Genomic DNA, 23,949 nt, shown 5'->3' with positions numbered 1-23,949 from the left:
GATTTGCCATGTCTGCTCGTCCGTCGCCGGCCACCGTGGCGCGGCGCGAATCCCGGTCCTCGTTCTGGCGCCCCGAGAGCCGGTTGCGGATGGGGCTGGCCGGGAGCCTGGCTCTCGTCATGCTGGCGTCCACGCTGACCGCCCAGCCCCGGCCGGCGACCGCCGCACCGCCGACCAGCCTCGGCGTCACGCAACCGAAGCCGGTCGCCGCGAAGCCGGTCAAGTCGAGGCCGCGCCCGGCCGACCTGTCGCAGGGCGCCAACAAGCGGCCCGTCGTCAAGGTCACCTGGCCCTCGGCCGGCGTGGCGGAGGCAGGTGTCGCGCCGGCCCCCGAAAACCGGGCCGCGACGGCACCCCCGGTCACGGCGCCGTCCGCGACGACTCGGGTCGGCGACCTGCCGGTCTACGTCGGTCCGGCGGCGGTGTCGAAGGGCGCAGGAGGGCGGACCACCGCCGCCACCGCCGTGAGCCGGGCCCGGGTCGAAGTCCTCGCCCGCGCCAAGGTTCCGGCGGGGTGGCGTGACGGCGTGGTGCTGCGGGTGGCCCGCGCCGACGGTCAGACGGGCGCGGGCCGGATCAGCCTGGGGGTGGACTACTCCGGATTCGCCTCGGCGTTCGGCGCGGACTGGTCGACCCGGCTCCGCCTGGTGGCGCTGCCGGAGTGCGCGCTGACCACGCCGGAGAAGGCGGGATGCGGCGGCCGCGCACTGCCCTCGCGCAACGACGACACGAACAACCGGGTGTCCGCCGAGGTGGAGGTCCAGTCCGGCGGCGGTGCGGACGCCTCGGCCCGCTCCGCCGGTGCGACGACGCTGGTCGCCCTGGCCGCCTCCTCCTCCGGGTCGGCCGGTGACTACGGCGCCACGCCGCTTCAGGCGTCGTCGAGCTGGAGCGCCGGTGGGTCGAGCGGCGACTTCTCCTGGTCCTACCCCGTGCGGGTACCGCCCGCGACGGGTCCGACGCCTCAGGTGTCGCTGGCCTACTCGTCGAGCGCGGTCGACGGTCGCAGCGACGCCTCGAACAACCAGCCGTCGTGGGTCGGGGAGGGCTTCGACTACAACCCGGGCTTCATCGAGCGGCGGTACGTGCCCTGCTTCGACGACACCGCCAACGGCGCCACCAACGACGACCAGGTGGGCGACCAGTGCTGGGGCACCGACAACGCGGTGCTGTCGCTCAACGGGCGGTCGACCGAGCTGGTCAGGGACACGGCCACCGGGGTGTGGCGACCGAAGAACGACGACGCGGCGAAGGTCGAGAGGCTGACCGGTGCGGCGAACGGCGACAACAACGGTGAGCACTGGAAGGTGACCTCGGCGGACGGCACCCAGTACTTCTTCGGGCTCGACGACCTGCCCGGTCACACGACGGCCACGGCCTCCACCAACACCGTCCGCGTCTACGGCAACCACGAGGACGAGCCCTGCTGGAACACCAGCTTCGCCGCCGCCCACTGCGAGCAGGCGTGGCGCTGGAACCTCGACTACGTGGTGGACACCCACGGCGGCACGATGTCGCTCTGGTACAGCCGGGAGACCAACAAGTACGCCGCGAACGCCACGGACAGCGACGAGGTGTCCTACGTCCGGGCCTCGAACGTCACGCGAATCGACTACGGCACCTGGGACCGGGGCGCGACCGACCGTTCCGTCACCCCGACCGCTCAGGTCATCTTCAGCACGTCCGACCGGTGCCTGTCGGACTGCACCGACCACGAGAACCCGGCCCGCTGGCCGGACACGCCCTGGGACCAGGAGTGCACCGGCACCCAGTGCCCCGGCAAGTACTCGCCGACCTTCTGGAGCACCCGCCGCCTGTCGAAGATCACCACGAAGGTCGCCGGCGTCGCGGGCGACGTCGAGAGCTGGGACCTGAGGCACACCTTCCCGCCGAACGGTGACGCCTCCCGCGACGGCATGTGGCTGGAGTCGATCCAGCACACCGGGCACATCGGTGAGCCGGTGACCCTGCCGGAGATCAACTTCGACTTCGTGCAGCGACCCAACCGGGTCGACAAGACCGACGACGGTAAGCCGCCGATGCACTGGCTGCGGATGAACACGATCTGGACCGAGGCCGGCGGCAAGATCACCGTGGTCTACTCCCAGCCGGAGTGCGCCACCGACGGGCCCATGCCGTCCTCGCCGCAGAGCAACACCCTGCGTTGCTATCCGGTGCTGACCGAGAATCCGTTCACGGACCTGATCGAGACCGACTACTTCCACAAGTACGTGGTCGAGGAGATCCACGAGTCGGACGGGACCGTCGGCGGCACCGACGTCGTCACCACGTACGACTATCTCGGCGGCGCGGCCTGGCGGCACGCGACGGACGACGGCATGACCAAGGACAAGTTCCGCACCTGGTCCGACTTCCGAGGCTACGGGCGGGTCCAGGTCCGTAAGGGCACCGACGGTCAGGAGACCCTGGCCGAGACCCGCTACTACCGGGGCATGCACGGCGACCGGGCGGCGCCGAGCGGCGGAACCCGCACCGTGACGCTCGCCGCGCTCGACCTGAACGGCGACGGCGACGTATCGGATGCCGCCGACGCGCCGCAGGTCAACGACGAGGACGCGTTCGCCGGCCAGGTCCGCGAGCAGATCACCTACAACGGCCTCGAGACCGACGTCGTGTCGCGGGGCGCCAGCCAGGCGTGGCAGTCGGCGGCCACCGCGACCCGGGACATGGGCCAGACCACCACCTACGCCCGCTTCACGGGAGTGCAGGCGAGCTGGAACGCCGTCAAGCTGGACGCGGACCGCGGGTGGCGGGTGACGAAGAAGACCAACGGCTTCGACGAGTACGGCATGGAGGTCACCGCCAGCGACCTCGGCGACGTCGCCCACGACGGCGACGAACAGTGCATGCGGACGACGTACGCGCGCAACGCCGGCAAGAACATCCTCGCCACCTCCGTCCGGGTCGAGACCATCGCTCTGCCCTGCGGCACGGCGCCCACCAGCAAGGACGACATCGTCAACGACGTGCGCACGTCCTACGACGGGCAGGCGTACGGGGTGGCGCCCACCAAGGGCGACCCCACGAAGGTCGAGACGTTGAAGGACTGGTCCCCGTCAGGTGGGACGGTCTGGCTGACCACGGGTACCTCGACCTACGACGCCCACGGCCGGGTGAAGGACGCCTACGACATCCGTGGGAACAAGACGACCACCACCTACACCCCGGCGGCGGGGGGCCCGGTCACGAAGGTGGAGACCAGGAACCACCTGGACTGGACGACGAGCCAGGACATGATCCCGGGTTGGGGCCTCGCCAAGCGGTCCACCGACGTCAACGGCAAGATTACCGACCTCCGGTACGACGGGCTCGGCCGGCTGCGGAAGGTCTGGTTGCCGAACCGACCGATGGGTCCCGATCCGGCCAACCCGGCCACCCCCTCGTACGAGTACACCTACACCATCCGCAACAGCGGGGGCGCCAACGCGGTCACGACCCGCGTGCTGAACGCCGAGGGTAAGTACGTCGCCAGCCACGCGCTCTCCGACGGACTGCTCCGCCCGCGACAGACCCAGACCGCCGCCGTCTCCGGTGGCGGCACGGTGTTCAGCGAGACGGTCTACGACGCCGCCGGGCGGGTGGCGTACACCAACGCCCGGCACCACGACCCGGACCTGACCGCCGGCACCAGCCTCCAGTCGATCGCGGCGTGGGAGGCGAACAGCCAGACGGTGAACCTGTACGACCGGGCCGGTCGGTCCACGGCCAGCATCCTGACCACCAGCGGCCAGGAGAAGTGGCGCACCACCACCGCGTACGGCGGTGACCGGGTCTACGTCACCCCGCCCGACGGCGGAACGCCGACCACCACGATCACCAACGCCGCCGGCAAGACGATCGAGGTACGCCAGCACTCGGGCGGCTCCGTCGCCGGGCCGTACGACGCCAGCACCTACACCTACAACCGGAAGCAGCAGCTCACCGGGGTCGCCGACGCCGCGGGAAACGAGTGGACGTACGAGTACGACATCCGCGGCCGGCAGACCGCGGCGGAAGACCCCGACCGTGGCCGGACGGAGTCGGCGTACAACGACTACGGCGACCTCGAGCACACGATCGACGCGCGCGGCAAGAAGCTCGTCCACCACTACGACGGCCTGGGGCGTAAGGACGCCGTCTACGACACCTCGATCGCGCCGGCGAACAAGCGCGCCACCTGGGCGTACGACCCCACCGGGGCGAAGGGCCAGTTGGCGTCGAGCAGCCGCTGGACGGACCTCGGCGTCAACGAGTACAAGATGCGCGTCCGGGGCTACACGGCCCTCTACAAGTCGTTGGGCGAGGACTACGTCATCCCCGCCTCCGAGACCAACCTGAACGGCACCTACAGCTTCACCCGCTCGTACAAGGCGGACGGGGTCAGCGTCGCGACCGCCACGTACCCGAACGCGGGAAGCCTCGGCGGCGAACAGCTCACCTTCACCTACGACGAGGTGACCGGCCTCGCCGAGCAGGTCAAGACGAACTGGCCCAACGCCGGCCAGTACGTCACCAACACCGACTACAACGCGTTCGCCGAGCTGGGCCTCGTCCGCTACCAGCAGACCGCCCAGAACTACCTCGACCGCACTTGGACGTACGACGACAGCACCGGCCGGCTGTCACGGGCGACCACGAGCCGGCAGGTCACGCCGCAGCCCGTCGCCGATCTCAAGTACGACTACGACGAGGCCGGCAACATCACCCGGATCGCCGACGCCCCGACCGGCGGTGCGGCCGACGTCCAGTGCTTCGACTACGACTACGCGAGGCGGCTGACGGCGGCCTGGACGCCCTCGTCCGGCGACTGCGCACCCGCGGCGACGGTGACCGGGCTGGGCGGACCTGCGCCGTACTGGCACTCCTGGACCTTCGACCCGGTCGGCAACCGGGCCAAGGAGACCAGGCACGGCGCCACGACCACCGAATCCACCTACACGTACCCGGCCCCCGGTGCGGCCCAGCCCCACGGGGCTCAGCAGGTCGTCACGACCGGGGTCGGCGCGGGCACCCGCAACTACCGTTTCGACGCGGCGGGCAACACGACCTGCCGGCCGAGCGCGACCGCCGTCAACAACACCTGCCCGGCCGGGACCGGCAGCCAGGCAGTGACCTGGGACAGCGAGAGCAGGCTCGTCGGCCTCACCGACGGCGGGAAGAACCACAGCTACCTGTACGACGCCGACGGCGCCCGCCTGATCGCGCGTGATCCGACGGGCAAGACCCTCTACCTGCCGGGTCTGGAGATCCGCTACACCACCAGCAGCGGCACCAAGTCGGCGACGCGCTACTACAGCCACCTCGGCCAGATGTACGCCATGCGCCAGCCCGGCACCGGCATCACCTGGCTCGTCACCGACCACCAGGGCACCCAGCAGTTCGCCATCGCCTCGGGCAACCAGGCGATCACCGCGCAACGCCAGACCCCGTACGGCGGGGTGCGCGGCTCGGCGCCCGCCGCCTGGCCGAACCAGCTCGGCTTCGTGGGCGGCACGCGCGACGGCGGCCCCGACACCACCGGCCTGACCAACATCGGCGCCCGCCCCTACGACCCGACCATCGGCAAGTTCGTCGCGGTCGACCCGCTGATGGACCTCGCCGACCCCGAGCAGTGGAACGGCTACGCGTACGCCAACAACACCCCGGTCACCAGCAGCGACCCGACGGGCCTGATCCCGGACGACTGCGCCAGGTTCGACTGCTACGGCTACGACCCGGTGAAGGGCTGCCCGGGTGGCTGTGGCAGCACCGACAACATCACCAAGCACAAGACCGGCACCGGAAGCGCCCCCAAGAAGGTCAACGACCCCCGGACCCTCGGCCGTACGGTAACCGTCCCCGAGAACATCGATCTGGCGGAGTTCACCAGGCTCTGGAACAAGTACCACCGCGCGAAGTTCAAAGCGGAGGCCGATTCAGCCAGCAGCAACGACAGGTGGGTCGGGCAGGCCGAACGCGGTCTCGCGATGCAGGTGTGCCACGAGATGGGGCGTCCTGGCGATTGTCGGGAATGGATCAAGGCGCTTTTCTTCGAGAATGTGTCCGAGCAGTGTGAAGAGTTCTGCGACACGGGCAAGGGTGGGGCGGGGAATGTAGCCGCGGCGCTCGCGCTCAAACGACTCATGAAGGACCTTGCAACCGCTGGCGATGATGCGGATGGCCGGTGCAGCTTCAGTGGCGACACCGAGGTGCTGATGGCGCACGGCAGCACCAAGCCGATCAGCGAGATCAAGGTCGGAGACGTCGTCGTCGCGACGGATCCGGAAACCGGCGAGCGAGGCCATCGCAGGGTCACCCATGTCTGGGTACACGAAGACGACCTCCATGCACTGACCGTTGATGGGGCAGTGCTGACTACCACGGAGGATCATCCGTTCTGGAACGCCACGGATGGTAGGTGGGAAAGAGCGGATGCCCTCGACCGAGGCGACCGGCTGCAGGGGGCTTTTGGTCAGGTGGTGGCCGTTGGCGGCCTGAGTGCGGTGCCGACCAGCAGGGGTCCTGCCTATAACCTCACAATCTATGGCATTCACACGTACTATGTGCTCGCCGGCAACACGCCAGTGCTCGTACACAACACAGGGCCCTTCTGCGGGGTGCCTTTCGGGAAGAATACCCCTGGCGATGCCGATTTCCATGGCTCCGACTATTCCTTGGACGAGATGACCGAGTTCGTTTATGGCCATACGGGTGGCGGAAACCCGGCGATGGGTCGACCCGGGCGTAGCCAAATTGAGGATGCGTTGAGGAATGCTGGCCCGGTCCAAATTGAGAAGCAGAACGCCGCCAAGTTTGAGCATAACGGCGTTAGGGTCATCATCAACTACGACATGCCGTGGAAGAGTACGGCATACTTCCCGGGCAGGTGAATTGATGGGCAAAGATGCAGCCAAGTGGCTTCGCGAGCGTCTTAGTGCAGCGGACATTGTACGGCTCAATGAAACTGTTGTGTTTGCCTCGCCTGATAGGGGTATCGGTCTAGTTGACCTGGTAGAGGCATGGCGAGAGCACCTGTCGAAGCTTGAAGCCGATTTGCTTGCGCCCTCGGACGATCGCTCGATCTGGGGAGCACACGACTACGTTGCCGCGCTCGTTATTCGGGACCTGATAGCGCAAGGAGTGGCTCGTCTTGGTCGGGATCGGAGGCCACGAATCGAGCCGGCTCTTGCGGCGCTGGATCAACGGTTCATGAACTTCACTGAGCCTGACATGGAGGGCTATGCAGAACGGGTTGATGGAAGAGTAGAGCCAAAACGCGAATGGTGGTGGTCCCGGATTCCCAAGAGCGGACCGGTGCGTGAGGAAATGTTGCTCTACTACGGTCGTTCGGCGGCTGATTAGAGTCGCTGCCCGAAGGTGAGCCGCCCTGGTTGGAATAAGAGCGTGTCTCAGGTGGCAGTCGGCTGACCTTGGTGGTAGATTTCTTCCACTCTGGACGACCGGTTGATCTCAGAGTGGGTGCTGACGAGTTGTGGAGCCTGGCCGCCCCGCTGATCCCGCCACCGCCTCGCCGCCCGCAGGGCGGCGGCACCCCACCGATCGAGGCACGGGCGGTGTTCGCCGCGATCGTGTACGTGTTGACCACTGGCTGCGCCTGGCGGCACCTGCCACCCGGGTTCGGAGTCTCCAAGGCCACCGCGCACCGCCGGTTCGTCGCCTGGACCCGGGCCGGGCTGTGGCGCAGGCTGCACGTCGCCGCCCTGGACCAACTCGGCGTGAAGGGGTTGATCGACTGGTCCCGGGCCACCGCCGACGCGGCGTCGGTGCGGGCGAAAAGGGGGGCGACCTGACCGGACCGAGCCCGGTCGACCGAGGCAAGCCCGGCAGCAAGATCCACGCCCTGTCCGACCGCAACGGGCTGCCTCTGTCCGTCGGCGTGTCCGCCGCGAACACCCACGACAGCCGCTGCCTGGAGTCCCTCATCCAGGCCATCCCCGCCGTCCGCTCCCGACGCGGACCCCGCCGCCGACGCCCCGACAAGCTGCACGCCGACAAGGGCTACGACTACCCCCACCTACGCCGCATGCTCCGTGCCCGCGGCATCCGACCCCGCATCGCTCGTCGCGGCATCGAATCCTCACACCGGCTCGGGCGGCATCGATGGGTGATCGAGAGAACGTTCGCCTGGTTCACCGGCTACCGCCGGCTGACCATCCGCTACGAACACTCGGCCAGCCTCTACTGCGCGTTCGTCACCCTCGCCGCCACTCTCACCTGCCACAAGCGCTACCTCAAACTCACCACCTGAGACACGCTCTAAGGCGGTAGGATCCCGGCGAGGTGAGAGCAGCGTGACCAGGAGGTGAAATGAGAGGACGGGTCGCCAGCGGGATGGCTGTACTGCTGGTGACAGGGTGCGGCACGCAGGCCGAAACGGTGGCCGTACCGCCTCCCGCGCCGGTCACGGTCGACGTGGCCGCCGCCTCCTCCGGCGGGGCGTGCCGGCTGCTGGATTTCGGCGTGATCGAGCAGCACGCGGGCGTCCGCTTCGACGTCGCGGCGGCCAGCGCGACGGGCGACAGCCACACCTGCGTGGTGCGCGCCGGTCGCGAGGCCCTGCCGGAGTTGACGCTGACCGTCACCCGGACGTCGATCGACGCGGCGACCTTCACCGCCGACGTGGTGCCGGAGAAGGCGGCCAAGGTCTCCGGGCTCGGCCAGCGGGCGTACCGGCGGACCACCTCGGCCAAGGGCGCCGTCGGGCCGGTCGCGGAGGTGGGCTGGCTGGCCGCCGAGGGACGCCTCGCCACCCTGCGCTACGCCACCCTGCGCGACGCCGACAGGGCCAAGGCTGAGAAGCTCACCACCGCCCTGGTCGCCCTGGCCCGACAGCTCGACACCCGCGCCATCTGACCCCGCCCGCACGCGGGCTGGATGGGTCAGTGGGCGGCGACGAAGACGCGGGAGGCGATCTCGCGGGGCAGCCTGATCCGCTCGCCCGAACGGTCGATCGAGACCCCGTCGCGTTCCTGCGCCACCAGCACGGTCGCGCCCGGGTCGACGCCGGCGGCGTGCAGCTGCCGCAGGACGTCCGAGTCGGTCTGCACGCTCTCGCAGATGCGTCGCACCACGACCGGCCCCGACAGCCCGGGGAACGCCAGGTTGCGCTCACCCTCGGCGGGGGCGACGGCCGTCTGCTCCGGCTTGCCCAGCTCCTCCAGCCCCGGGATCGGGTTGCCGTAGGGGGAGCGGGTCGGCCGGTTGAGCAGGTCGTAGACCCGCTTCTCGACGGCGTCGCTCATCACGTGCTCCCAGCGGCAGGCCTCCTCGTGGGCCTCCTCGTAGGGCATCCCGATGACGTTGACCAGCAGCAGCTCGGCGAGCCGGTGCTTGCGCATCACGGAGACCGCGTTGCTGCGGCCGTGCGCGGTGAGCGCCAGGTGACGGTCACCCTCGACGGTCAGCAGGCCGTCGCGCTCCATCCGGGCGACGGTCTGGCTGACGGTCGGCCCGCTCTGCCCCAACCGCTCGGCGATGCGGGCACGCAGGGGCGGCACCCCCTCCTCCTCCAGCTCGAGGATGGTCTTGAGGTACATCTCGGTCGTGTCGACCAGATCATGCTTCACGTCAGCGGACCTCCGGCCAACGATGCTACCTTGGCGTTCACCGAACGACCCACGGCGAACCGCCAGGTCGGTGCCGGGATGGTGTTGACTGGACGCCATGTCCGCAACCGAGGATCTGTTGGTGGAGGCTGAGCGGCTCGCGGTCGAACTCGGCCAGCCCGACCCGCCCACGCTGCTCGACGTGCGCTGGCGGCTCGTCGGCGCGCCTGGCCGGGAGGACTACGCCGCCGGTCACCTGCCCGGCGCGGTCTTCGTCGACCTGGACACCGCGCTCTGCGGGCCGCCCGGCCCCGCCGGTCGCCACCCGCTGCCCGAGCCTGCCGCTCTCCAGGCCGCGCTGCGGGCCGCCGGCGTGCGCGCCGGTCGTCCCGTCGTGGTGTACGACGGCGGCGACGGCATGGCCGCCGCCCGCGCCTGGTGGACCCTGCGCTGGGCGGGCCACCGGCCGGTACGGCTGCTGCACGGCGGCTTCCCGGCGTGGCTGGCCGCCGGGCTACCCGTCAGCACGGAGGTGCCGACCCCGCAGCCGGGCGACGTGGAGGTGCGCCCCGGCGCGCTGCCGGTGCTCGACGCGGGGGAGGCGGCCCGGCTGGCCTCGGCGGGCGAGGGTGTCCTGCTCGACGTGCGCGCCGCGCCCCGCTACCGGGGCGAGACCGAGCCGATCGACCCGGTCGCGGGCCACGTCCCCGGCGCGGTGAACCTGCCCGCCGGCGAGTACGTCGCCGAGGGCCGGTTCCCCGCCGCCGAGGCGCTGCGTGAGCGGTTCGCCGCCGCCGGGGTGGGTGACGACCGTCCGGTCGGGGCGTACTGCGGGTCGGGGGTGACCGCCGCGCAGGCCGTGTTCGCGCTGCACCTGGCCGGCCGCCCGGACGCCGCCCTCTACGTCGGCTCGTGGAGCAACTGGGTCGCCGACCCGGCCCGCCCGGTGGCCACCGGAGCGACCCCGGCCGGCTGAGCGGGCAACGGGCGCCGGCGGGACCAGACGGCCGAGTGGGGAACGGGCGCCGGGCGACACCCGGCGGCTGAGCAGCGCGTGCGCGGGCGTGCCGGGGCGCGCGTGCGACGATGGGGCCATGTCCGACGACACGGTGGTGGTGTGGGACGAGTCGCTGCTCGCCTACGACATGGGGGACCATCCCCTCGACCCGGTACGGGTGGAGCTGACCTTCGCCCTCGCCCGGGAGCTGGGTGTCCTGGCGCGTCCCGGGGTGCGGCTGGTGAAGCCGGAGCCGGCCGACGACGCGCTGCTGAGCCGGGTGCACGACCCGCGTTACCTGGCCGCGGTGAAGGTCGCCCCCCGCGATCCGCTGTTCGCCGGCTTCGGGCTGGGCACCTCGGACAACCCGGTCTTCGAGGGCATGCACGAGTCGAGCGCGCTCGTCGCGGGCGCGACGGTGGCGGCGGCCGAGGCGGTCTGGCGGGGCGAGGCCCGGCGGGCGGTCAACGTGGCCGGCGGCCTGCACCACGCCATGCCGGCCCGCGCCGCCGGGTTCTGCGTCTACAACGACCCGGCGGTGGCCATCGCCCGCCTGCTCGACCTGGGCGCCGAGCGGGTCGCGTACGTGGACGTGGACGTGCACCACGGCGACGGGGTGCAGCAGGTCTTCTGGAACGATCCCCGGGTGCTGACGGTCAGCGTGCACGAGACGCCGCTGGCGCTCTTCCCGGGCACCGGCTTCCCCGACGAGACGGGCGGGCCGGGGGCCGAGGGCAGCGCCGTCAACGTCCCGCTGCCGCCCGGTGTGGACGACGCCGGCTGGCAGCGGGCCTTCCACGCGGTCGTGCCGTCGGTGCTGCGCGCGTTCCGGCCGCAGGTGCTCGTCACCCAGTGCGGCGCCGACGGGCACCGGCTCGACCCGCTCGCCGACCTGAACCTCTCCGTGGACGGGCAGCGCGCCACCTACCTGGCCCTGCGGGCGCTCGCCGACGAGCTCTGCGAGGGCCGCTGGGTGGCCACCGGCGGCGGCGGGTACGCGCTGGTCGAGGTGGTGCCCCGGGCCTGGACGCACCTGCTCGCGGTGGCGGCCGGGGAACCGGTCGACCCGGCGACGCTGACCCCGCCGGCGTGGCGGGAGCTGGCCGCCGCGCGCCGGCCGGGCCGGCAGATCCCGCTGCGGATGACCGACGACGTCGACCCGGCGTACGAGCCATGGCAGCCGACCGGCGAGCCGAGCGCCGTGGACCGGGCGATCGCGGCGGCCCGCAAGACCGCCTTCCCGCTGTTCGGGCTCGACCCGCACGACCCGCGCGACTGATCCGGCGGGCGGAGGGGGACCGCACAGGTGACCACGGTGGACCAACCGGTGGACGTGCTGCTCAGCGACGGCACCACCGTGCAACTGCGCCCGATCCGTCCGTCGGACGCGCCGGGCATCGTGGCGATGCACTCGCGCTTCTCCGAGCGCACCCGCTACCTGCGCTACTTCTCGCCGTACCCGCGCATCCCCGAGCGGGACCTGCAACGCTTCGTCAACGTCGACCACCGCGACCGGGAGGCGTTCGTGGTGCTGGTCGGCGACCGGATCGTCGCCGTCGGCCGCTACGAGCGGCTCGGCCCGCAGGCGCCCGAGGCCGAGGTGGCGTTCGTGGTCGAGGACGCCTACCAGGGCCGGGGCATCGGCTCGGTGCTGCTGGAGCACCTGGCCGACGCGGCCGGCCGCAACGACATCGCCAACTTCGTGGCGGAGGTGCTCCCGGCCAACGGCGCGATGCTGCGGGTCTTCTCCGACTTCGGCTACCAGGTGCAGCGGCAGTTCGCCGACGGCGTGGTGCACCTGACCTTCCCGATCGCCCCCACCGACGCGACGCTGGAGGTGCAGCGCGGCCGGGAGCACCGCACCGAGGCCCGCTCCATCGCCCGGCTGCTCGCCCCGCGCGGCGTCGCCGTCTACGGTGCCAGCGCCTCCGGGCAGGGCGTCGGCGCGGCGGTGCTCGGGCACCTGCGCGACGGCGGCTACCCGGGCGCCGTGGTCCCGGTGCACCCGGGCGCGGCGACGGTCGCCGGGCTGCCCGCGTACTCCTCGGCGGCCGACGCCGGCGTGCCGGTCGACCTGGCCGTGGTGGCGGTCCCGCCGGAGGCGGCGACGGAGGTGGTCGCCGACGCGGCCGCCGCGGGCGCGCACGGCCTGGTGGTCATCTCGGCGGGCTTCGCCGAGGCCGGCGGCGAGGGCGCGGCCGGGCAGCGCGCGCTGGTCCGCGTGGCCTACGCGGCGGGCATGCGCGTGGTCGGCCCGAACTGCCTGGGGGTGGCGAACACCGACCCTGCGGTACGCCTCAACGCCACCCTCGCCCCACGGCTGCCGGTGCCCGGCCGGGTGGGCATCTTCAGCCAGTCCGGCGCGTTCGGGGTGGCGCTGCTGGCCGAGGCCGACCGGCGCGGACTGGGCCTGTCCAGCTTCGTCTCGGCCGGCAACCGGGCCGACGTCTCGGGCAACGACCTGCTCCAGTACTGGCAGGACGACCCCGGCACCGACGTGATCATGTTGTACCTGGAGACCTTCGGCAACCCGCGCAAGTTCGCCCGGCTGGCGCGCCGGATCGGCCGGGACAAGCCCGTCGTGGCGCTCGCCTCGCGGGCCCGGCCGCCGGGGGTGGGCGACTCCGCCGGCCCGGACGAGATGGCGGTCGCCGCGCTGTTCGCCCACTCGGGCGTGATCCGGGTGGACACCGTCGCCGAGCTGCTCGACGTCGGGGTGCTGCTGGCCCACCAGCCGCTGCCCGCCGGGCGCCGCGTCGGTGTGGTCGGCAACTCCTCGGCGCTGACGGGACTGGCGGCCACCGCCTGCGCCGCGCAGGGGCTCACCGTCGCCCGTGGCTACCCGCGTGACGTCGGCCCGCGTGCCGGCGTGGCCGAGTTCGCCGCCGCGCTCGCCGAGACGGGCGCCGACGACGAGGTCGACGCGCTGGTGGTGGTGTTCGCCCCGCCGCTGCCCGGCCAGCTCACCGACACGGAGGCGGACTTCACGGCCGCGCTGCCGAGCGCGTTCGCTGCCGGCAAGCCGGCCGTGGCGACGTTCCTGGTCGGCCGGACGCCCGCCGGGGTGCCGGCCTATCCGAGCGTGGAGGAGGCCGTCCGCGCCCTCGCCCGGGTCACCGCGTACGCCGACTGGCTGCGCCGGCCCGCCGGGGTTCCGCCGGAGCTGCCCCGGGTGGACCGGGAGGCGGCGCACGCCGCCCTGCGCCCGGAGGCCCCCGACCCGGCGGGACTGCTCGCGGCGTACGGCATCGACGTGGTCGAGTCGGTGCCGGCGCGCTCGGCCACCGAGGCCGTCGACGCGGCGACCCGGCTGGGTTTCCCGGTGGCCCTCAAGGCCGCCGCCCCCGGCCTGCGGCACCGCCTCGACCTGGGCGCGGTCCGGCTCGACCTGCCCGACGCGGCCACGGTCCACCGCGCGTACGCGGAGATGTCGGCGGTCTTCGGCGCGGACGTGCTGGTGCAGCCGATGGTCCCGCCCGGGGTGGCCTGCGTGGTCGAGCTGGTGGAGGACCCGGCGTTCGGCCCGGTGGTCGGCTTCGGGCTCGGCGGCGTCGCCACCGAGCTGCTCGGCGACCGGGCCTGGCGGGCGGTGCCCTTGACCGACCTGGACGCGGCCGAGCTGGTCGACGAGCCCCGGGCGGCGCCGCTGCTGCGCGGGCACCGGGGCGCGGCGCCGGTGGACCGGGCGGCCCTGGCGGACCTGCTGCTGCGGGTCGGCCGGCTCGCCGACGAGCAGCCCCGGGTCCGCGCGTTGACCCTCAACCCGGTGCTCGCCCGCCCGGACGGCATCTCGGTGCTGCACGCCACCGTCCGGGTCGGTTCCGCCGCGGCCCGCCCGGACACCGGCCCCCGCCGGCTGTGAGGAAGGCCGCCTGCCACACCGCCGGCGGAGGCACCTCGGACGACCGGGGAGCGGTCAGGCCCGGTCGGAGATCTGCTGCACGGCCCAGGCGTTGCCGTCGGGGTCGGCGAAGTGGACGAAGCCGACGTTGTCCAGCGGGTCCGGCACCGGGCGGGGATTCTCGCCGATCACCTGGATCTCGCTGACCTCGACGCCGCGCCCGACCAGCTCCGCCCGCGCCCGGCGCAGGTCGGGCACGACCAGTTGGAGGCCCTTGAGGCAGCCGGGCGGCATGTCCGGCACCACCCCCTTGCCGATCACGATCGAGCAGCCGGAGCCGGGCGGGGTCAGCTGCACGATCCGCGCGTCCTCGTTGATCACCGTGTCGTGGTCGACGACGAAGCCGAGCTGGTCGGCGTAGAACGACTTTGCCCGGTCCACGTCGGAGACCGGCACGATCACCACTTCCAGGGTCCAGTTCACACCCGTTGGTAGCCCGTCGGACGCCCCGGGTCAAGGACCACGGCCCGGACGGACGCGGGGCCCCGGCGAACCGCCGGGGCCCCGCGTGGTCCGGGAATCGTCAGCAGGCGTACGCCTCCAGGCGCTGCGCCCGCTCCGGGTCACGCAGCTTCAGCAGGGTTACCTTCTCGATCTGCCGGATCCGCTCCCGGGACAGGCCGAACTCCCGACCGACCTCGTCGAGGGTGCGCTGCCGGCCGTCGTCGAGGCCGAAGCGGAGCCGGATCACGGCCTGCTCCCGCTGGGAGAGGGTGGAGAGCACGATGCTCACCTCGTTGCGCAGCTCGCCCTGCGCGGCGGCGTCGCCCGGCTCGGCGCTCGGGTCGACGGCGGCGACGAAGTCGCCGAGCGCGCTCTCGCCGTCCTCACCGACCGCCTGGTCGAGGCTCACCGGCTCCCGGTCGTACGAGATCAGCTCGATGACCTGGAACTCCGGGATGTCCATGGCCCGGGCGACCTCGGCCACGGTGGGCTCACGGCCCAGCGAGACGGAGAGTTCGCGGCGGGCCCGGACCATGCGGTTGACCTGCTCGACCATGTGCACCGGGATGCGGATGGTGCGGGCCTGGTCGGCCATGGCCCGGGTGATCGCCTGCCGGATCCACCAGGTGGCGTACGTGGAGAACTTGTAGCCCTTGGTGTAGTCGAACTTCTCGACCGCGCGGATCAGGCCGAGGTTGCCCTCCTGGATCAGGTCGAGGAAGGCCATGCCGCGGCCGGTGTAGCGCTTGGCGATGCTCACGACCAGGCGCAGGTTCGCCTCCAGCAGGTGGTCCTTCGCGGCGCGGCCCTGGGCGACGATCAGCTCCAGGTCGGCCCGCAGCTCCGCCGAGACGGGGGTGCAGGTCGCCAGTTTCTCCTCGGCGAACAGGCCGGCCTCGATCCGCTTGGCGAGGTCGACCTCCTGGGCGGCGGTCAGCAGCTTCGTCCGGCCGATCCCGTTCAGGTATGCCCGGACCAGGTCCGTGGAGACGCCGCGCTCGTCGGTGGCGTCGAGGTCGGTCAGGGTGTCGGTGCCGCTCGCGGCCTCGGTGGTGCCGGCCGGGCGCGTCCGGTGCTCCGTCATCTGCAGGGCCATCTCAGTTTCTCCCCGTGTCCACGTCTGTGCCGTTGGATCCGGCCCAGTGGTGCCGGTGTGACACACAGCTTGGCGGGCGGGGCGTGAAACGGGAGTGAGGCGATCGGGGACCCGACACGAATTCCGTCGATGCCCTGCTCAGCGTGGCCGACTCGTCGCCGAGCGCTGGTTGCCGCAGGCGGTTACCGTGCCAGCGGTCGGCCCGCACGGCCGGCCCGCCGGCGAGATCGGCGTACCGAACAGGTTGTGGAGGGTGTCGTGGTCTTCAAGCGGCTCATGCAGGCGATGGGTGTGGGTGGCCCGTCCGTGGAAACCGTGCTGACGAATCCGAACTGCCGCCCCGGGGGCCAGTTGGAGGGCGTCATCCACGTGGCCGGCGGCGACCACCCCGTCGACGTGTCGTACGTCGCCCTGGGCCTGGTCACCCGGGTCGAGGTCGAGAGCGGCGACAACGACTACGAGACCACGCAGGAATTCCACCGGCAGGCCGCGACCGGTGCGTTCCGGCTCGACCCGGGGCAGCGCCACGACGTCCCGTTCCGCTTCGCCGTGCCGTGGGAGACGCCGCTCACCGAGCTGTACGGGCAGCACCTGCACGGGATGACGATGGGGCTGCGTACGGAGCTGGAGGTGGCCCGCGCAGTCGACAAGGGCGACCTGGACGCGGTGGCGGTGCACCCGCTGCCGTCCCAGCAGAAGATCCTGGAGGCGTTCCTGCGGCTGGGCTTCCGGTTCGCCCGGGCCGACGTGGAGCGGGGCCACATCCACGGCGTGCGGCAGAGCCTGCCGTTCTACCAGGAGATCGAGTTCTACCCGGCGCCGCAGTACGCCGGGGCGATCAACCAGCTGGAGGTCACCCTCGTCACCGACCCCCAGCAGATCCAGGTGGTGCTGGAACTGGACAAGCGCGGCGGTCTGTTCACCGAGGGCCGGGACGCCTTCGGTCGCTTCACCGTCGACCACGCCACCGCCGAGCGCACCGACTTCACCCCCCAGCTCGACGGCTGGATCCGCCAGTCGCTCCAGCGCCGCGGCCTCTTCTCCTGACGCCGTGCGCGCCGGGCGGTCAGGCCCAGCCGTGGCGCGCGGCGTGCCAGCCGAGCTGCATCCGGGTCTCCACCCCCGCGAGGTCCATCAGGTGACGCAGGCGCCGCTGGAGGGTCCGCAACGACAGGTCGAGCTGGGCGGCGACGACCGGGTCGGTGAGCCCGGCCAGCAGCAGCGCCAGGATCCTGCGATCCAGCTCGGTCGGGCCGTCGGCCGCCTGCGTGGCGGTCCGGTCGTCGGCGGGGTCGGTCAGCGCCGCCGAGTCGAGCGGGTGGGCGTGCCGCCACACGATCTCGAACAGCGCGTCCATCGCCGCCAGCAGCCCGGTGCGGTGCAGCAGCACCGCGCCGGGCTCGCCGCCGGGCGTGGCGGTCAACGGCACCAGGGCCAGCTCCGCGTCGGCCAGGATCAGCTTGATCGGCAGGTGGTCGACCACCCGGACCTGGACGCCGTCGCGCAGCGACTCCAGCGTCTCGGCGACCACCCCCGGTTCGGCCAGCGTCGGCCGGTCGATCACGACCCGGAAGCGCACCCCCTGGTTGACCGCCGCCGACTCCACCGCGTTGGTGCCCGGCGGTACGGCGATGAACGGGGTGGTGACGAAGCTGCGCACCTCCGTGCGGGCGGCGTGCTGCACCTGCGCGAACCGGTGCCGGACGGCGTCGACCCCGCTGACCACCTCGATCAGCTCGTCGATCGTGCGTCCTGCGATCGACGACCGGTACTCTTCGGCGAGCGTGACCAGCGCGAGTTCCGCGCTACGCAGGGCACCCCGCTGCTCGCTGATCAGCGCCCCGAGCGCGACGGCGGGCGGCGCCACGGAGAACTGCCCGTCCGGGCCGTCCTTGACCAGGCCGAACGCCGTGAGCCGGGACAGCGCCGCGTCGACCGTCGCGGCGGGCATCCGCAGCGCGTCGACCAGTTCGGCCCGACCGGCCTGGGCCTGCCGGACCAGTAGGCCGTAGACCGTCTCGTCCTCCGGTCCCAGTCCCAGCACGCCCAGCATCGGTGGCTGCCTCCCCCTGCCCGTCGCGGCAGGCAGAGTATGGGACACCGCCACCGGCCCTGAACAGCCCGGAAGGTCGTTTCGGCCCTCGGGGAGGGCCCCGGGACAGGCGTCGTCCCGGGGCCCCGCCAACCAGTTCACCGCAGGCCGTACGCCCGGATGAGTTCCTGCCGGATGCCGAAGCCGGCGTCCGTCGTGGCGCTGGCGCGCACCGAGACGAAGCCGCCCGGCTGCTTCGGCAGCGTGAGTGAGCCGTCCCAGCGGTCGCCCTCGCCCTTACGCAGGGTCACCTTCCGCCAGGTGGCGCCGTCGTCGTGGGAGACGTCCAGCGTGACCGACGTCACCGTGCCGGTGCCGGTGCCGCCCGGCTGCGGCCCGGCCTTGACGCTGATCCGCTGGCGGGTGCCCGCCCTGACGTCGCCGCGCAGGTCGGTCTCCAGCGCGTAGTCGAGCTGGAGCAGCGCGAACGGCACGAAGGTGTCGGCGTCGTTCGAGCCGGAGACGAAGTCCCACTCGGTGTGCGTGCGGGTGGAGAGCCGCCACCGCTCGGCCGGCCGCGAGGCGTCCAGCACCAGGCGGTACGGCAGCGTGCCGGCGGGCACCGGCGTCCACTGGAGGTCGGCGTTCCACGTGTTCTCGCCCACCAGCTTGTCGCCCTGGTAGAGCTTGAGGTTGGTCGGCACCGAGCCCCATTCGAGGTTGCCGCCGTGCTCCAGCACGTCGTCCGACGGGCTCCAGGCCTGCACGTTGAGGGTCAGGTAGTCCCGGTAGCGGCTGTTGCGCACCCCGAACGCCCGGCTGAAGGCCGGCCGGACGGCCGGCGCGAACCAGTCCAGCCTGGTCGTGGTGCCCCTGGCGTACGTGTTCAGGTAGGCCGTGTCGGTCCACCCGCCCTGGTCGTGCACCTCGTGCCAGACCACGTCGGGCGTGACCCACTCGGTGCGGGTGCCCGGGTGCGACTCGGGCTCCTGGAAGCCGAACGAGGGACTGAAGACCATGTCGTACCGGTAGCCGGCGCCGGGGGAGTCCACGGCGGCGTGGTAGCGGGCGTCGATCCGGCCCAGCTCCCGCTGCCGGGGGTGGTAGACGAGCGGCCGGTCCGGCACCTGTCCGGGCCAGACCCGGGCCAGGTCGTAGACGTAACCGGCGTACGGGACCCCGGTGACGGTCAGCTTGCGCGGCCCGCCCCGGGTTGCGGCGATCAGCTGCCTGCCGGCGTCGCGGTGCACGGTGGCGACCGGGATGGGGGACTCGCCGACGTACTCGTTGAGGATGCCGGCGCCGTCGTGGACCACCAGCAGCAGCTTCGCCCCGGCCGCCGCCGCGGCGGCGGCGCGCTCGGGCGGGCTCACCGCGTCGTTGCGGGTCACCACCACGGCCCGGCCCTTGACGTCGAGGCCGGCGTACTCGCCCGGGGCGCCGGTGCCGGCGTGGACCGGGCGAAGCGTCTCGGTGCCGGCGGTGACGGTGCTGCCCGGCTGGACCGTGGCGTCGATCGGGGGCTGGCCGGGGACGCGCAGGCTCAGCATCGGCTCGCCCTTGCGCCACCGCGCCGCCATGGTGAACGAGCCCCTGCGGATCGGCTCGGTGGGCAGGACGTACAGGTCGTCGTAGCGCACCGGCAGCTGGTACGCCGCGCGGAAGTCGTTGCCCTCGTCGTACCCGACCGTGTAGTCCAGCCGGCGCTGCCGGTCCTCGGTCCGCTCCGGGGAGGCGGTGTCGAGCAGGCGTGCCCGGCGCGCGTCCAGCACGACCTGCGCGTCGCGGTCCAGCACGGTCTCCGGGTCCACCAGCAGGGCGAACCCGAGGCGGTCGGCCCGCTCGCCGGGCACGTCGAGCGCCGCCTCCACCGTGTAGGTACCCGGCGGCAGCCGCAGCGTCCGCTCGCCGGTGACCGGATACTGCGAGGGGTTGAGGTCGCCGGCCCTGTTCACCACCACCGCCGCGCTGGCGGGCTTGCCGTCCCGGCCGGTGAGCTTGATCGTCAGGTCGTGCCGCTCGGGCTCCTTGAGCAGGCCCAGCGCGGTACGGGTGACCGCCGTCCCGGTGGCGGCGTCGGTGCCGACCAGGTAGCCGGTCAGCTCGCCGTGGGCGTCGCCGCGCGGGTCGCCCGTGACCGCGACGTCGGCGCTGCCGCCCGCCGGCACGGTCACCGAGGAGGCGCCCAGCGCGAACGGGCCGCCGCCGGTCAGGGCGAGGTCGAGGGTCACGGCGGTGGTGCCGGTGTTGGTGAAGGTCACCGACCGGGTGACCGGGGCGTCGGTCGGCTCGTGCGGCCAGTCGAAGTTGCCGAAGAACGCCGAGCCGGTGGCCCGTACGGTGGCGCGCACCGCCGCCGCCACGTCCAGCCGGCCGGTGCCCACCTGGTACGGCCGGTACTCGTCGGCCAGGCCCTTGGCGCTGCTCGTCAGCGCGTCCTTGAGCTGCTGCCCGGACCAGGCCGGGTGCTTCTGGGCGAGGATCGCGGCGGCCCCGGACACGTGCGGCGTGGCCATCGAGGTGCCGTCCATGCTCTGGTACGCGCCCTCGCCGGCGGCCTGCTGCGAGCGGGCCGCGACGATTCCGACGCCGGGCGCGGTGAGGTCCGGCTTGAGCGCGCCGGTGCGCGCCAGCGGGCCGGTGCTGGAGAAGCCCGCCAGCGTGTCCTGCTTGTCGACCGCGCCGACCGTCAACGCGCTGGGCGCGGTGCCGGGGGACCCGATGGTCTGCGGGCCGGAGTTGCCGGAGGCGACGACGAAGAGCGTGCCGTGCCGCGCCGAGAGCGTCTCGACGGCGGCAGCCATCGGGTCGGTGCCGTCGGTCAGCGAGCCGTCGCCCAGGCTCATGCTGACCACGTCGGCCCCGGACTCGGCCGCCCACTGCATGCCGGCGATGATCCAGGAGTCCAGGCCGTACCCGTTGTTGTCGAGCACCTTGCCGACGATCAGGTCCGCGCCCGGGGCGACGCCGCGGTGCTCGCCGCCCGAGGCCGCGCCGGTGCCGGCGATCGTGGAGGCGACGTGGGTGCCGTGCCCGTTCACGTCCGAGGTGTCCTCGCCCGGCACGAAGCTGGCCTTGTCGTCGATCTGGCCGGCCAGGTCGGGGTGGCCGGGGTCGATCCCGGTGTCGAGCACCGCGACCGTCACCCCGCTGCCGTCGTACCCGGCGGCCCACGCCGCGGGCGCGCCGACCTGGGGCACGCTCTCCTTCAGCGCGGCCGTCACCCGGCCGTCCAGCCAGAGCTTCGCCACCCCGCCGCCGAGGGCCCTGGCCGGCGCCGCGGCCGAGGCGGGCGCGACGGTGGACCAGAAGGCCCGGGCCTGCTTCTTGTCGGTGGTCAGCGCCGCCCCCCGGATGCTGGGCAGGTCGCGGACCAGCTTCGCCCCGCGCGGTGCCGTCGGCTTGCCCGAGCGCGCCGTCGCCGGGGTGTACGCCGCGATCAGCGGCAGCGTCGGGGTCCTCGCGTCGTCGTACCCCATCTCGATGAGGTCGGTGACGTTGAACAGCCGCCGGTCGAGCTTGTCGCCGTCCAGCAGCGGCAGGGCCTCGTCGGGAAGGACGTACAGGTCGTCGCCGCTCTGCCGGACGCGGACGCCTCCCGTGGCGCCGTCGGGCCGGTCGACGTCGGCGGTGGCCTTGCCGTCGGCGAAGGTGGTCACCGTGACCACGTCGCCGGTGATCAGGGTGACCGTGTGGGTGTCCCGGGTGGCGGCCTGGGCGGCGGGGGACGGGGCGGCCGCCGTCGCCGGCGACTGGATCGCGGCGAGGCCGGCCGCGACCATCCCGGTCGCCGCCGCGGCGGCGGTGAGCCGCCGTCTCGCGCGACCCCAGGTGAAGGGCTGTGAGGGGGTTGGCATGCGATGGTTCTACCGTCGTCGTTCCGCCCCCGGGAACAGTTGACGTCGGCGGGGTTGCGCCACGGCGTGACTCCGCCATCGGCGCCGGTCAGAGTTCGAGCAGCACCGTGCGGGGGCCGACGTTGACGCTCTCGACCAACATGTGGGCGCGGAAGCGGCCGGTCTCCACCTTCGCGCCCCGGGTGCGCAGCGCCTCCACGACCGCCGTCACCAGGGGCTCGGCGACCTCCGCCGGGGCGGCCGCCGTCCAACTCGGACGGCGACCCTTGCGGGCGTCGCCGTAGAGGGTGAACTGGCTGACCACCAGGATCGGCGCGCCGGTGTCCGCCGCGGACCGTTCCTCGTCGAGGATCCGCAGCTCGTGCACCTTGCGGGCCATCGTGCGGGCGGTCTCGACGGTGTCGGTGTGCGTCACCCCGAGCAGCACCAGCAGCCCGTCGTCGATCGCGCCGACCACCTCGCCGTCGACCGTCACGGCGGCCCGGCCGACGGTCTGCACCACGGCCCGCATCAGTCGGCGACCGGCTCGATGAAGCCGCGCTCGACGAGGTGCGCGACGATCGGCCCGGCCGCCTCGGCCAGCTCGCCGGGGGCCACGTCGTGCGCGGCGGCGAGCAGGGCGAGCTGGTCGCGCAGCGGCAGTCGCCCGTCGGCCCCGCCGACCAGGGCCAGGACGAGCGGGTCGATCTCCTCGGTCCAGCGCAGGCCGTGCGGCATGGCCAGCACCTGCCGGTCCACCGCCCAGCCCTCGTCGCCCATGGTGGCCTCCTGCCGCAGCTGGAGGCCGTCGGCGGCCCGGAAGCGGGCGGCGAGCAGTCCGTCGGTGTCGCGGGCGCGGAGCCAGTCCTGGCGGTCGAACCACGCGCCGACCCGGTCGCCGAGCGGGGCCTCCACCCGCTGGCGCAGGTCCTCCACCCGCACGACCGGGTCGTCGTGGCCGGAGCGGCGCAGCGAGACGATGCCGAAGCCGACCGCCTCCACCTTGTGCGCGTCGAACCAGTCCAGCCAGTCCGCCATCCGGCGCGGGTCGGCCGCCTCGCCGACGTCGGTGAGCCACAGGTTGACGTACGCCATCGGGTCGGCCACCTCGCGCTGGATGACCCAGGCGTCCAGCCCCGTGCCGGCGAACCAGCCGGTCACCCGCTCGCCCCAGTCCTCCCCGGCGACGTGCACCCAGTTGGCCAGGTACTGCATGGTGCCGCCCTCGGTGAGCAGGCCGGACGCGGCGGCGGCCAGTTCCGCGCCGATCGCGTCGCCGACCCGCCCCGAGTCGCGGTAGACGTGCGTGGTGGTGCCGGGGCCGACCACGAACGGCGGGTTGCTCACCACCAGGTCGAAGCGCCGCCCGGCGACGGGGGCGACCATGTCGCCGCGGAGCAGTTCCCAGTCCTGGCCGTTGAGTGCGGCGGTGGTGGCGGCGAAGCGCAGCGCCCGCGCCGAGAGGTCGGTGGCGGTGACCCGCCGCGCGTGGCCGGCCAGGTGCAGGGCCTGCACGCCGGACCCGGTGCCCAGGTCCAGCGCGGCCTCGACGGGGCGGCGGACGGTCGCGCCGATCAGCGTCTGCGTGGCCCCGCCGATGCCGAGCACGTGCTCGGCGTGCAGCGGACGGCCGGGCCGGGCGCTGGCGGGCACGTCGGCGAGCACCCACCAGTCGTCCCCGTACGGCTCCAGGTCCACGCCCATCCGCAGCCCGTCGCCGTGCCGCTCGACCAGGCCCCCGGCGAGCGCCTCGTCCAGCGACAGCGGCGCCAGCGCGGCGGCCACGGCGGCCTCCGGCTCGGTCTGCTCGCAGATGAACACCCGGATCAGGGTGCCGAGCGGGTCGCGGTCCTCGGTGGCGCGCAGCGCGGCCCGGAAGTCGTTGCGGGCCACCCCACCGGTGGCCTGCGGGCCGAGCCGGGTGGCGATGCCGTTCGAGGTGAACCCGGCCCGGGTCAGCGCGGTCCGCAGCGCCTCGACGCCGGCAGGGGAGAGCAACATGTCGTGTCCGTCCACGTCGCCATCCTGCCTGGTGTCCGGCGCCGGCATGCGGCCACCCGGGCGAACGTCCGGCGCGGGTGTCGCCGTACCGGGACCG

At 72.8% G+C, this 23,949-nt stretch carries 15 protein-coding genes; 8 read left to right on the top strand and 7 right to left on the bottom strand.

The features are described 5' to 3' along the window. Positions 1 to 8 precede the first annotated feature (8 nt). The 4 genes from ACFHW0_RS03325 (at position 9) to ACFHW0_RS03310 (ending at position 8,853) form a co-directional block, all read left to right on the top strand. Positions 9 to 6,869 carry a polymorphic toxin-type HINT domain-containing protein gene (locus ACFHW0_RS03325; protein ID WP_416605384.1) on the top strand — a complete coding sequence of 2,287 codons (6,861 nt, stop codon included), beginning with the start codon at positions 9 to 11 and terminating at the stop codon, positions 6,867 to 6,869. 4 nt (positions 6,870 to 6,873) lie between these two features. After that, entirely contained in the window at positions 6,874 to 7,341 is a 468-nt protein-coding gene (locus tag ACFHW0_RS03320) for a hypothetical protein (RefSeq protein WP_416605383.1), read from the top strand. Between the two features lie 113 nt (positions 7,342 to 7,454). Further along, positions 7,455 to 8,248, top strand: a protein-coding gene (locus ACFHW0_RS03315) for an IS5 family transposase (RefSeq protein WP_416605381.1) whose coding sequence is annotated in 2 segments (ribosomal slippage) — positions 7,455 to 7,778 and positions 7,781 to 8,248 — 792 coding nt in all. Because the reading frame shifts where the segments join, the coding sequence is not laid out codon by codon here. Between the two features lie 59 nt (positions 8,249 to 8,307). Continuing rightward, positions 8,308 to 8,853 carry a hypothetical protein gene (locus ACFHW0_RS03310; RefSeq protein WP_416605379.1) on the top strand — a complete coding sequence of 182 codons (546 nt, stop codon included), beginning with the start codon at positions 8,308 to 8,310 and terminating at the stop codon, positions 8,851 to 8,853. Between the two features lie 26 nt (positions 8,854 to 8,879). On the opposite strand, the gene ACFHW0_RS03305 is transcribed toward ACFHW0_RS03310, so the two are convergent. After that, positions 8,880 to 9,566 (bottom strand): metal-dependent transcriptional regulator, encoded by a 687-nt coding sequence (locus ACFHW0_RS03305; RefSeq protein ID WP_416605378.1) that lies wholly within the window; start codon positions 9,564 to 9,566, stop codon positions 8,880 to 8,882. Between the two features lie 97 nt (positions 9,567 to 9,663). Between ACFHW0_RS03305 and ACFHW0_RS03300 the strand changes: the two genes are divergently transcribed. From ACFHW0_RS03300 to ACFHW0_RS03290, 3 genes are all read left to right on the top strand, one after another. Further along, positions 9,664 to 10,521 (top strand): sulfurtransferase, encoded by an 858-nt coding sequence (locus tag ACFHW0_RS03300; protein WP_416605377.1) that lies wholly within the window; start codon positions 9,664 to 9,666, stop codon positions 10,519 to 10,521. A gap of 118 nt (positions 10,522 to 10,639) precedes the next feature. Then, positions 10,640 to 11,821 (top strand): acetoin utilization protein AcuC, encoded by a 1,182-nt coding sequence (locus ACFHW0_RS03295; protein ID WP_416605376.1) that lies wholly within the window; start codon positions 10,640 to 10,642, stop codon positions 11,819 to 11,821. Between the two features lie 27 nt (positions 11,822 to 11,848). After that, complete coding sequence (locus tag ACFHW0_RS03290) at positions 11,849 to 14,404, top strand: GNAT family N-acetyltransferase (RefSeq protein ID WP_416605375.1); 2,556 nt, start codon at positions 11,849 to 11,851, stop codon at positions 14,402 to 14,404. 54 nt (positions 14,405 to 14,458) lie between these two features. Here ACFHW0_RS03290 and ACFHW0_RS03285 read toward each other — a convergent pair whose 3' ends face one another. Both ACFHW0_RS03285 and sigB read right to left on the bottom strand, forming a co-directional pair. Beyond that, positions 14,459 to 14,866 (bottom strand): VOC family protein, encoded by a 408-nt coding sequence (locus ACFHW0_RS03285; protein ID WP_416605374.1) that lies wholly within the window; start codon positions 14,864 to 14,866, stop codon positions 14,459 to 14,461. Positions 14,867 to 14,966: 100 nt separating this feature from the next. Then, on the bottom strand, positions 14,967 to 15,983 hold the full coding sequence (sigB, locus tag ACFHW0_RS03280; RefSeq protein WP_416605373.1) for an RNA polymerase sigma factor SigB: 1,017 nt from the start codon (positions 15,981 to 15,983) through the stop codon (positions 14,967 to 14,969). 258 nt (positions 15,984 to 16,241) lie between these two features. On the opposite strand from sigB, the gene ACFHW0_RS03275 reads away from it, so the two are divergent. Beyond that, positions 16,242 to 17,030 carry a sporulation protein gene (locus tag ACFHW0_RS03275; RefSeq protein WP_416605728.1) on the top strand — a complete coding sequence of 263 codons (789 nt, stop codon included), beginning with the start codon at positions 16,242 to 16,244 and terminating at the stop codon, positions 17,028 to 17,030. Between the two features lie 19 nt (positions 17,031 to 17,049). On the opposite strand, the gene ACFHW0_RS03270 is transcribed toward ACFHW0_RS03275, so the two are convergent. The 4 genes from ACFHW0_RS03270 to ACFHW0_RS03255 form a co-directional block, all read right to left on the bottom strand. Next, positions 17,050 to 18,036 carry a transcriptional regulator TrmB gene (locus ACFHW0_RS03270; RefSeq protein ID WP_416605372.1) on the bottom strand — a complete coding sequence of 329 codons (987 nt, stop codon included), beginning with the start codon at positions 18,034 to 18,036 and terminating at the stop codon, positions 17,050 to 17,052. A 137-nt stretch (positions 18,037 to 18,173) separates the two neighbouring features. Beyond that, entirely contained in the window at positions 18,174 to 21,872 is a 3,699-nt protein-coding gene (locus ACFHW0_RS03265) for a S8 family serine peptidase (RefSeq protein WP_416605371.1), read from the bottom strand. A gap of 88 nt (positions 21,873 to 21,960) precedes the next feature. Beyond that, a complete protein-coding gene (gene dtd, locus ACFHW0_RS03260) occupies positions 21,961 to 22,383 on the bottom strand; it encodes a D-aminoacyl-tRNA deacylase (RefSeq protein WP_416605370.1) in 423 nt (140 codons plus the stop codon). Beyond that, entirely contained in the window at positions 22,383 to 23,867 is a 1,485-nt protein-coding gene (locus tag ACFHW0_RS03255) for a methyltransferase (RefSeq protein ID WP_416605369.1), read from the bottom strand. The genes dtd and ACFHW0_RS03255 overlap by 1 nt, the downstream gene beginning before the upstream one ends. Positions 23,868 to 23,949 lie beyond the last annotated feature (82 nt).

The sequence above is a fragment of the Micromonospora sp. LOL_025 genome (genome assembly GCF_048060285.1).
Classification (GTDB): domain Bacteria; phylum Actinomycetota; class Actinomycetes; order Mycobacteriales; family Micromonosporaceae; genus Micromonospora.
Note: the sequence above shows the minus strand (reverse complement) of the source record. Positions and strands in the feature narration are given on the sequence as shown.

What these genes read in the sequence shown, in the direction of transcription:
- ACFHW0_RS03270 (WP_416605372.1), bottom strand. Translation starts at nt 18,036, where the DNA reads ATGCTGGGCGTGCTGGGACTGGGACCGGAGGACGAGACGGTCTACGGC.
- ACFHW0_RS03295 (WP_416605376.1), top strand. Translation starts at nt 10,640, where the DNA reads ATGTCCGACGACACGGTGGTGGTGTGGGACGAGTCGCTGCTCGCCTAC.
- ACFHW0_RS03300 (WP_416605377.1), top strand. Translation starts at nt 9,664, where the DNA reads ATGTCCGCAACCGAGGATCTGTTGGTGGAGGCTGAGCGGCTCGCGGTC.
- sigB (WP_416605373.1), bottom strand. Translation starts at nt 15,983, where the DNA reads ATGGCCCTGCAGATGACGGAGCACCGGACGCGCCCGGCCGGCACCACC.
- dtd (WP_416605370.1), bottom strand. Translation starts at nt 22,383, where the DNA reads ATGCGGGCCGTGGTGCAGACCGTCGGCCGGGCCGCCGTGACGGTCGAC.
- ACFHW0_RS03320 (WP_416605383.1), top strand. Translation starts at nt 6,874, where the DNA reads ATGGGCAAAGATGCAGCCAAGTGGCTTCGCGAGCGTCTTAGTGCAGCG.
- ACFHW0_RS03325 (WP_416605384.1), top strand. Translation starts at nt 9, where the DNA reads ATGTCTGCTCGTCCGTCGCCGGCCACCGTGGCGCGGCGCGAATCCCGG.
- ACFHW0_RS03265 (WP_416605371.1), bottom strand. Translation starts at nt 21,872, where the DNA reads ATGCCAACCCCCTCACAGCCCTTCACCTGGGGTCGCGCGAGACGGCGG.
- ACFHW0_RS03310 (WP_416605379.1), top strand. Translation starts at nt 8,308, where the DNA reads ATGAGAGGACGGGTCGCCAGCGGGATGGCTGTACTGCTGGTGACAGGG.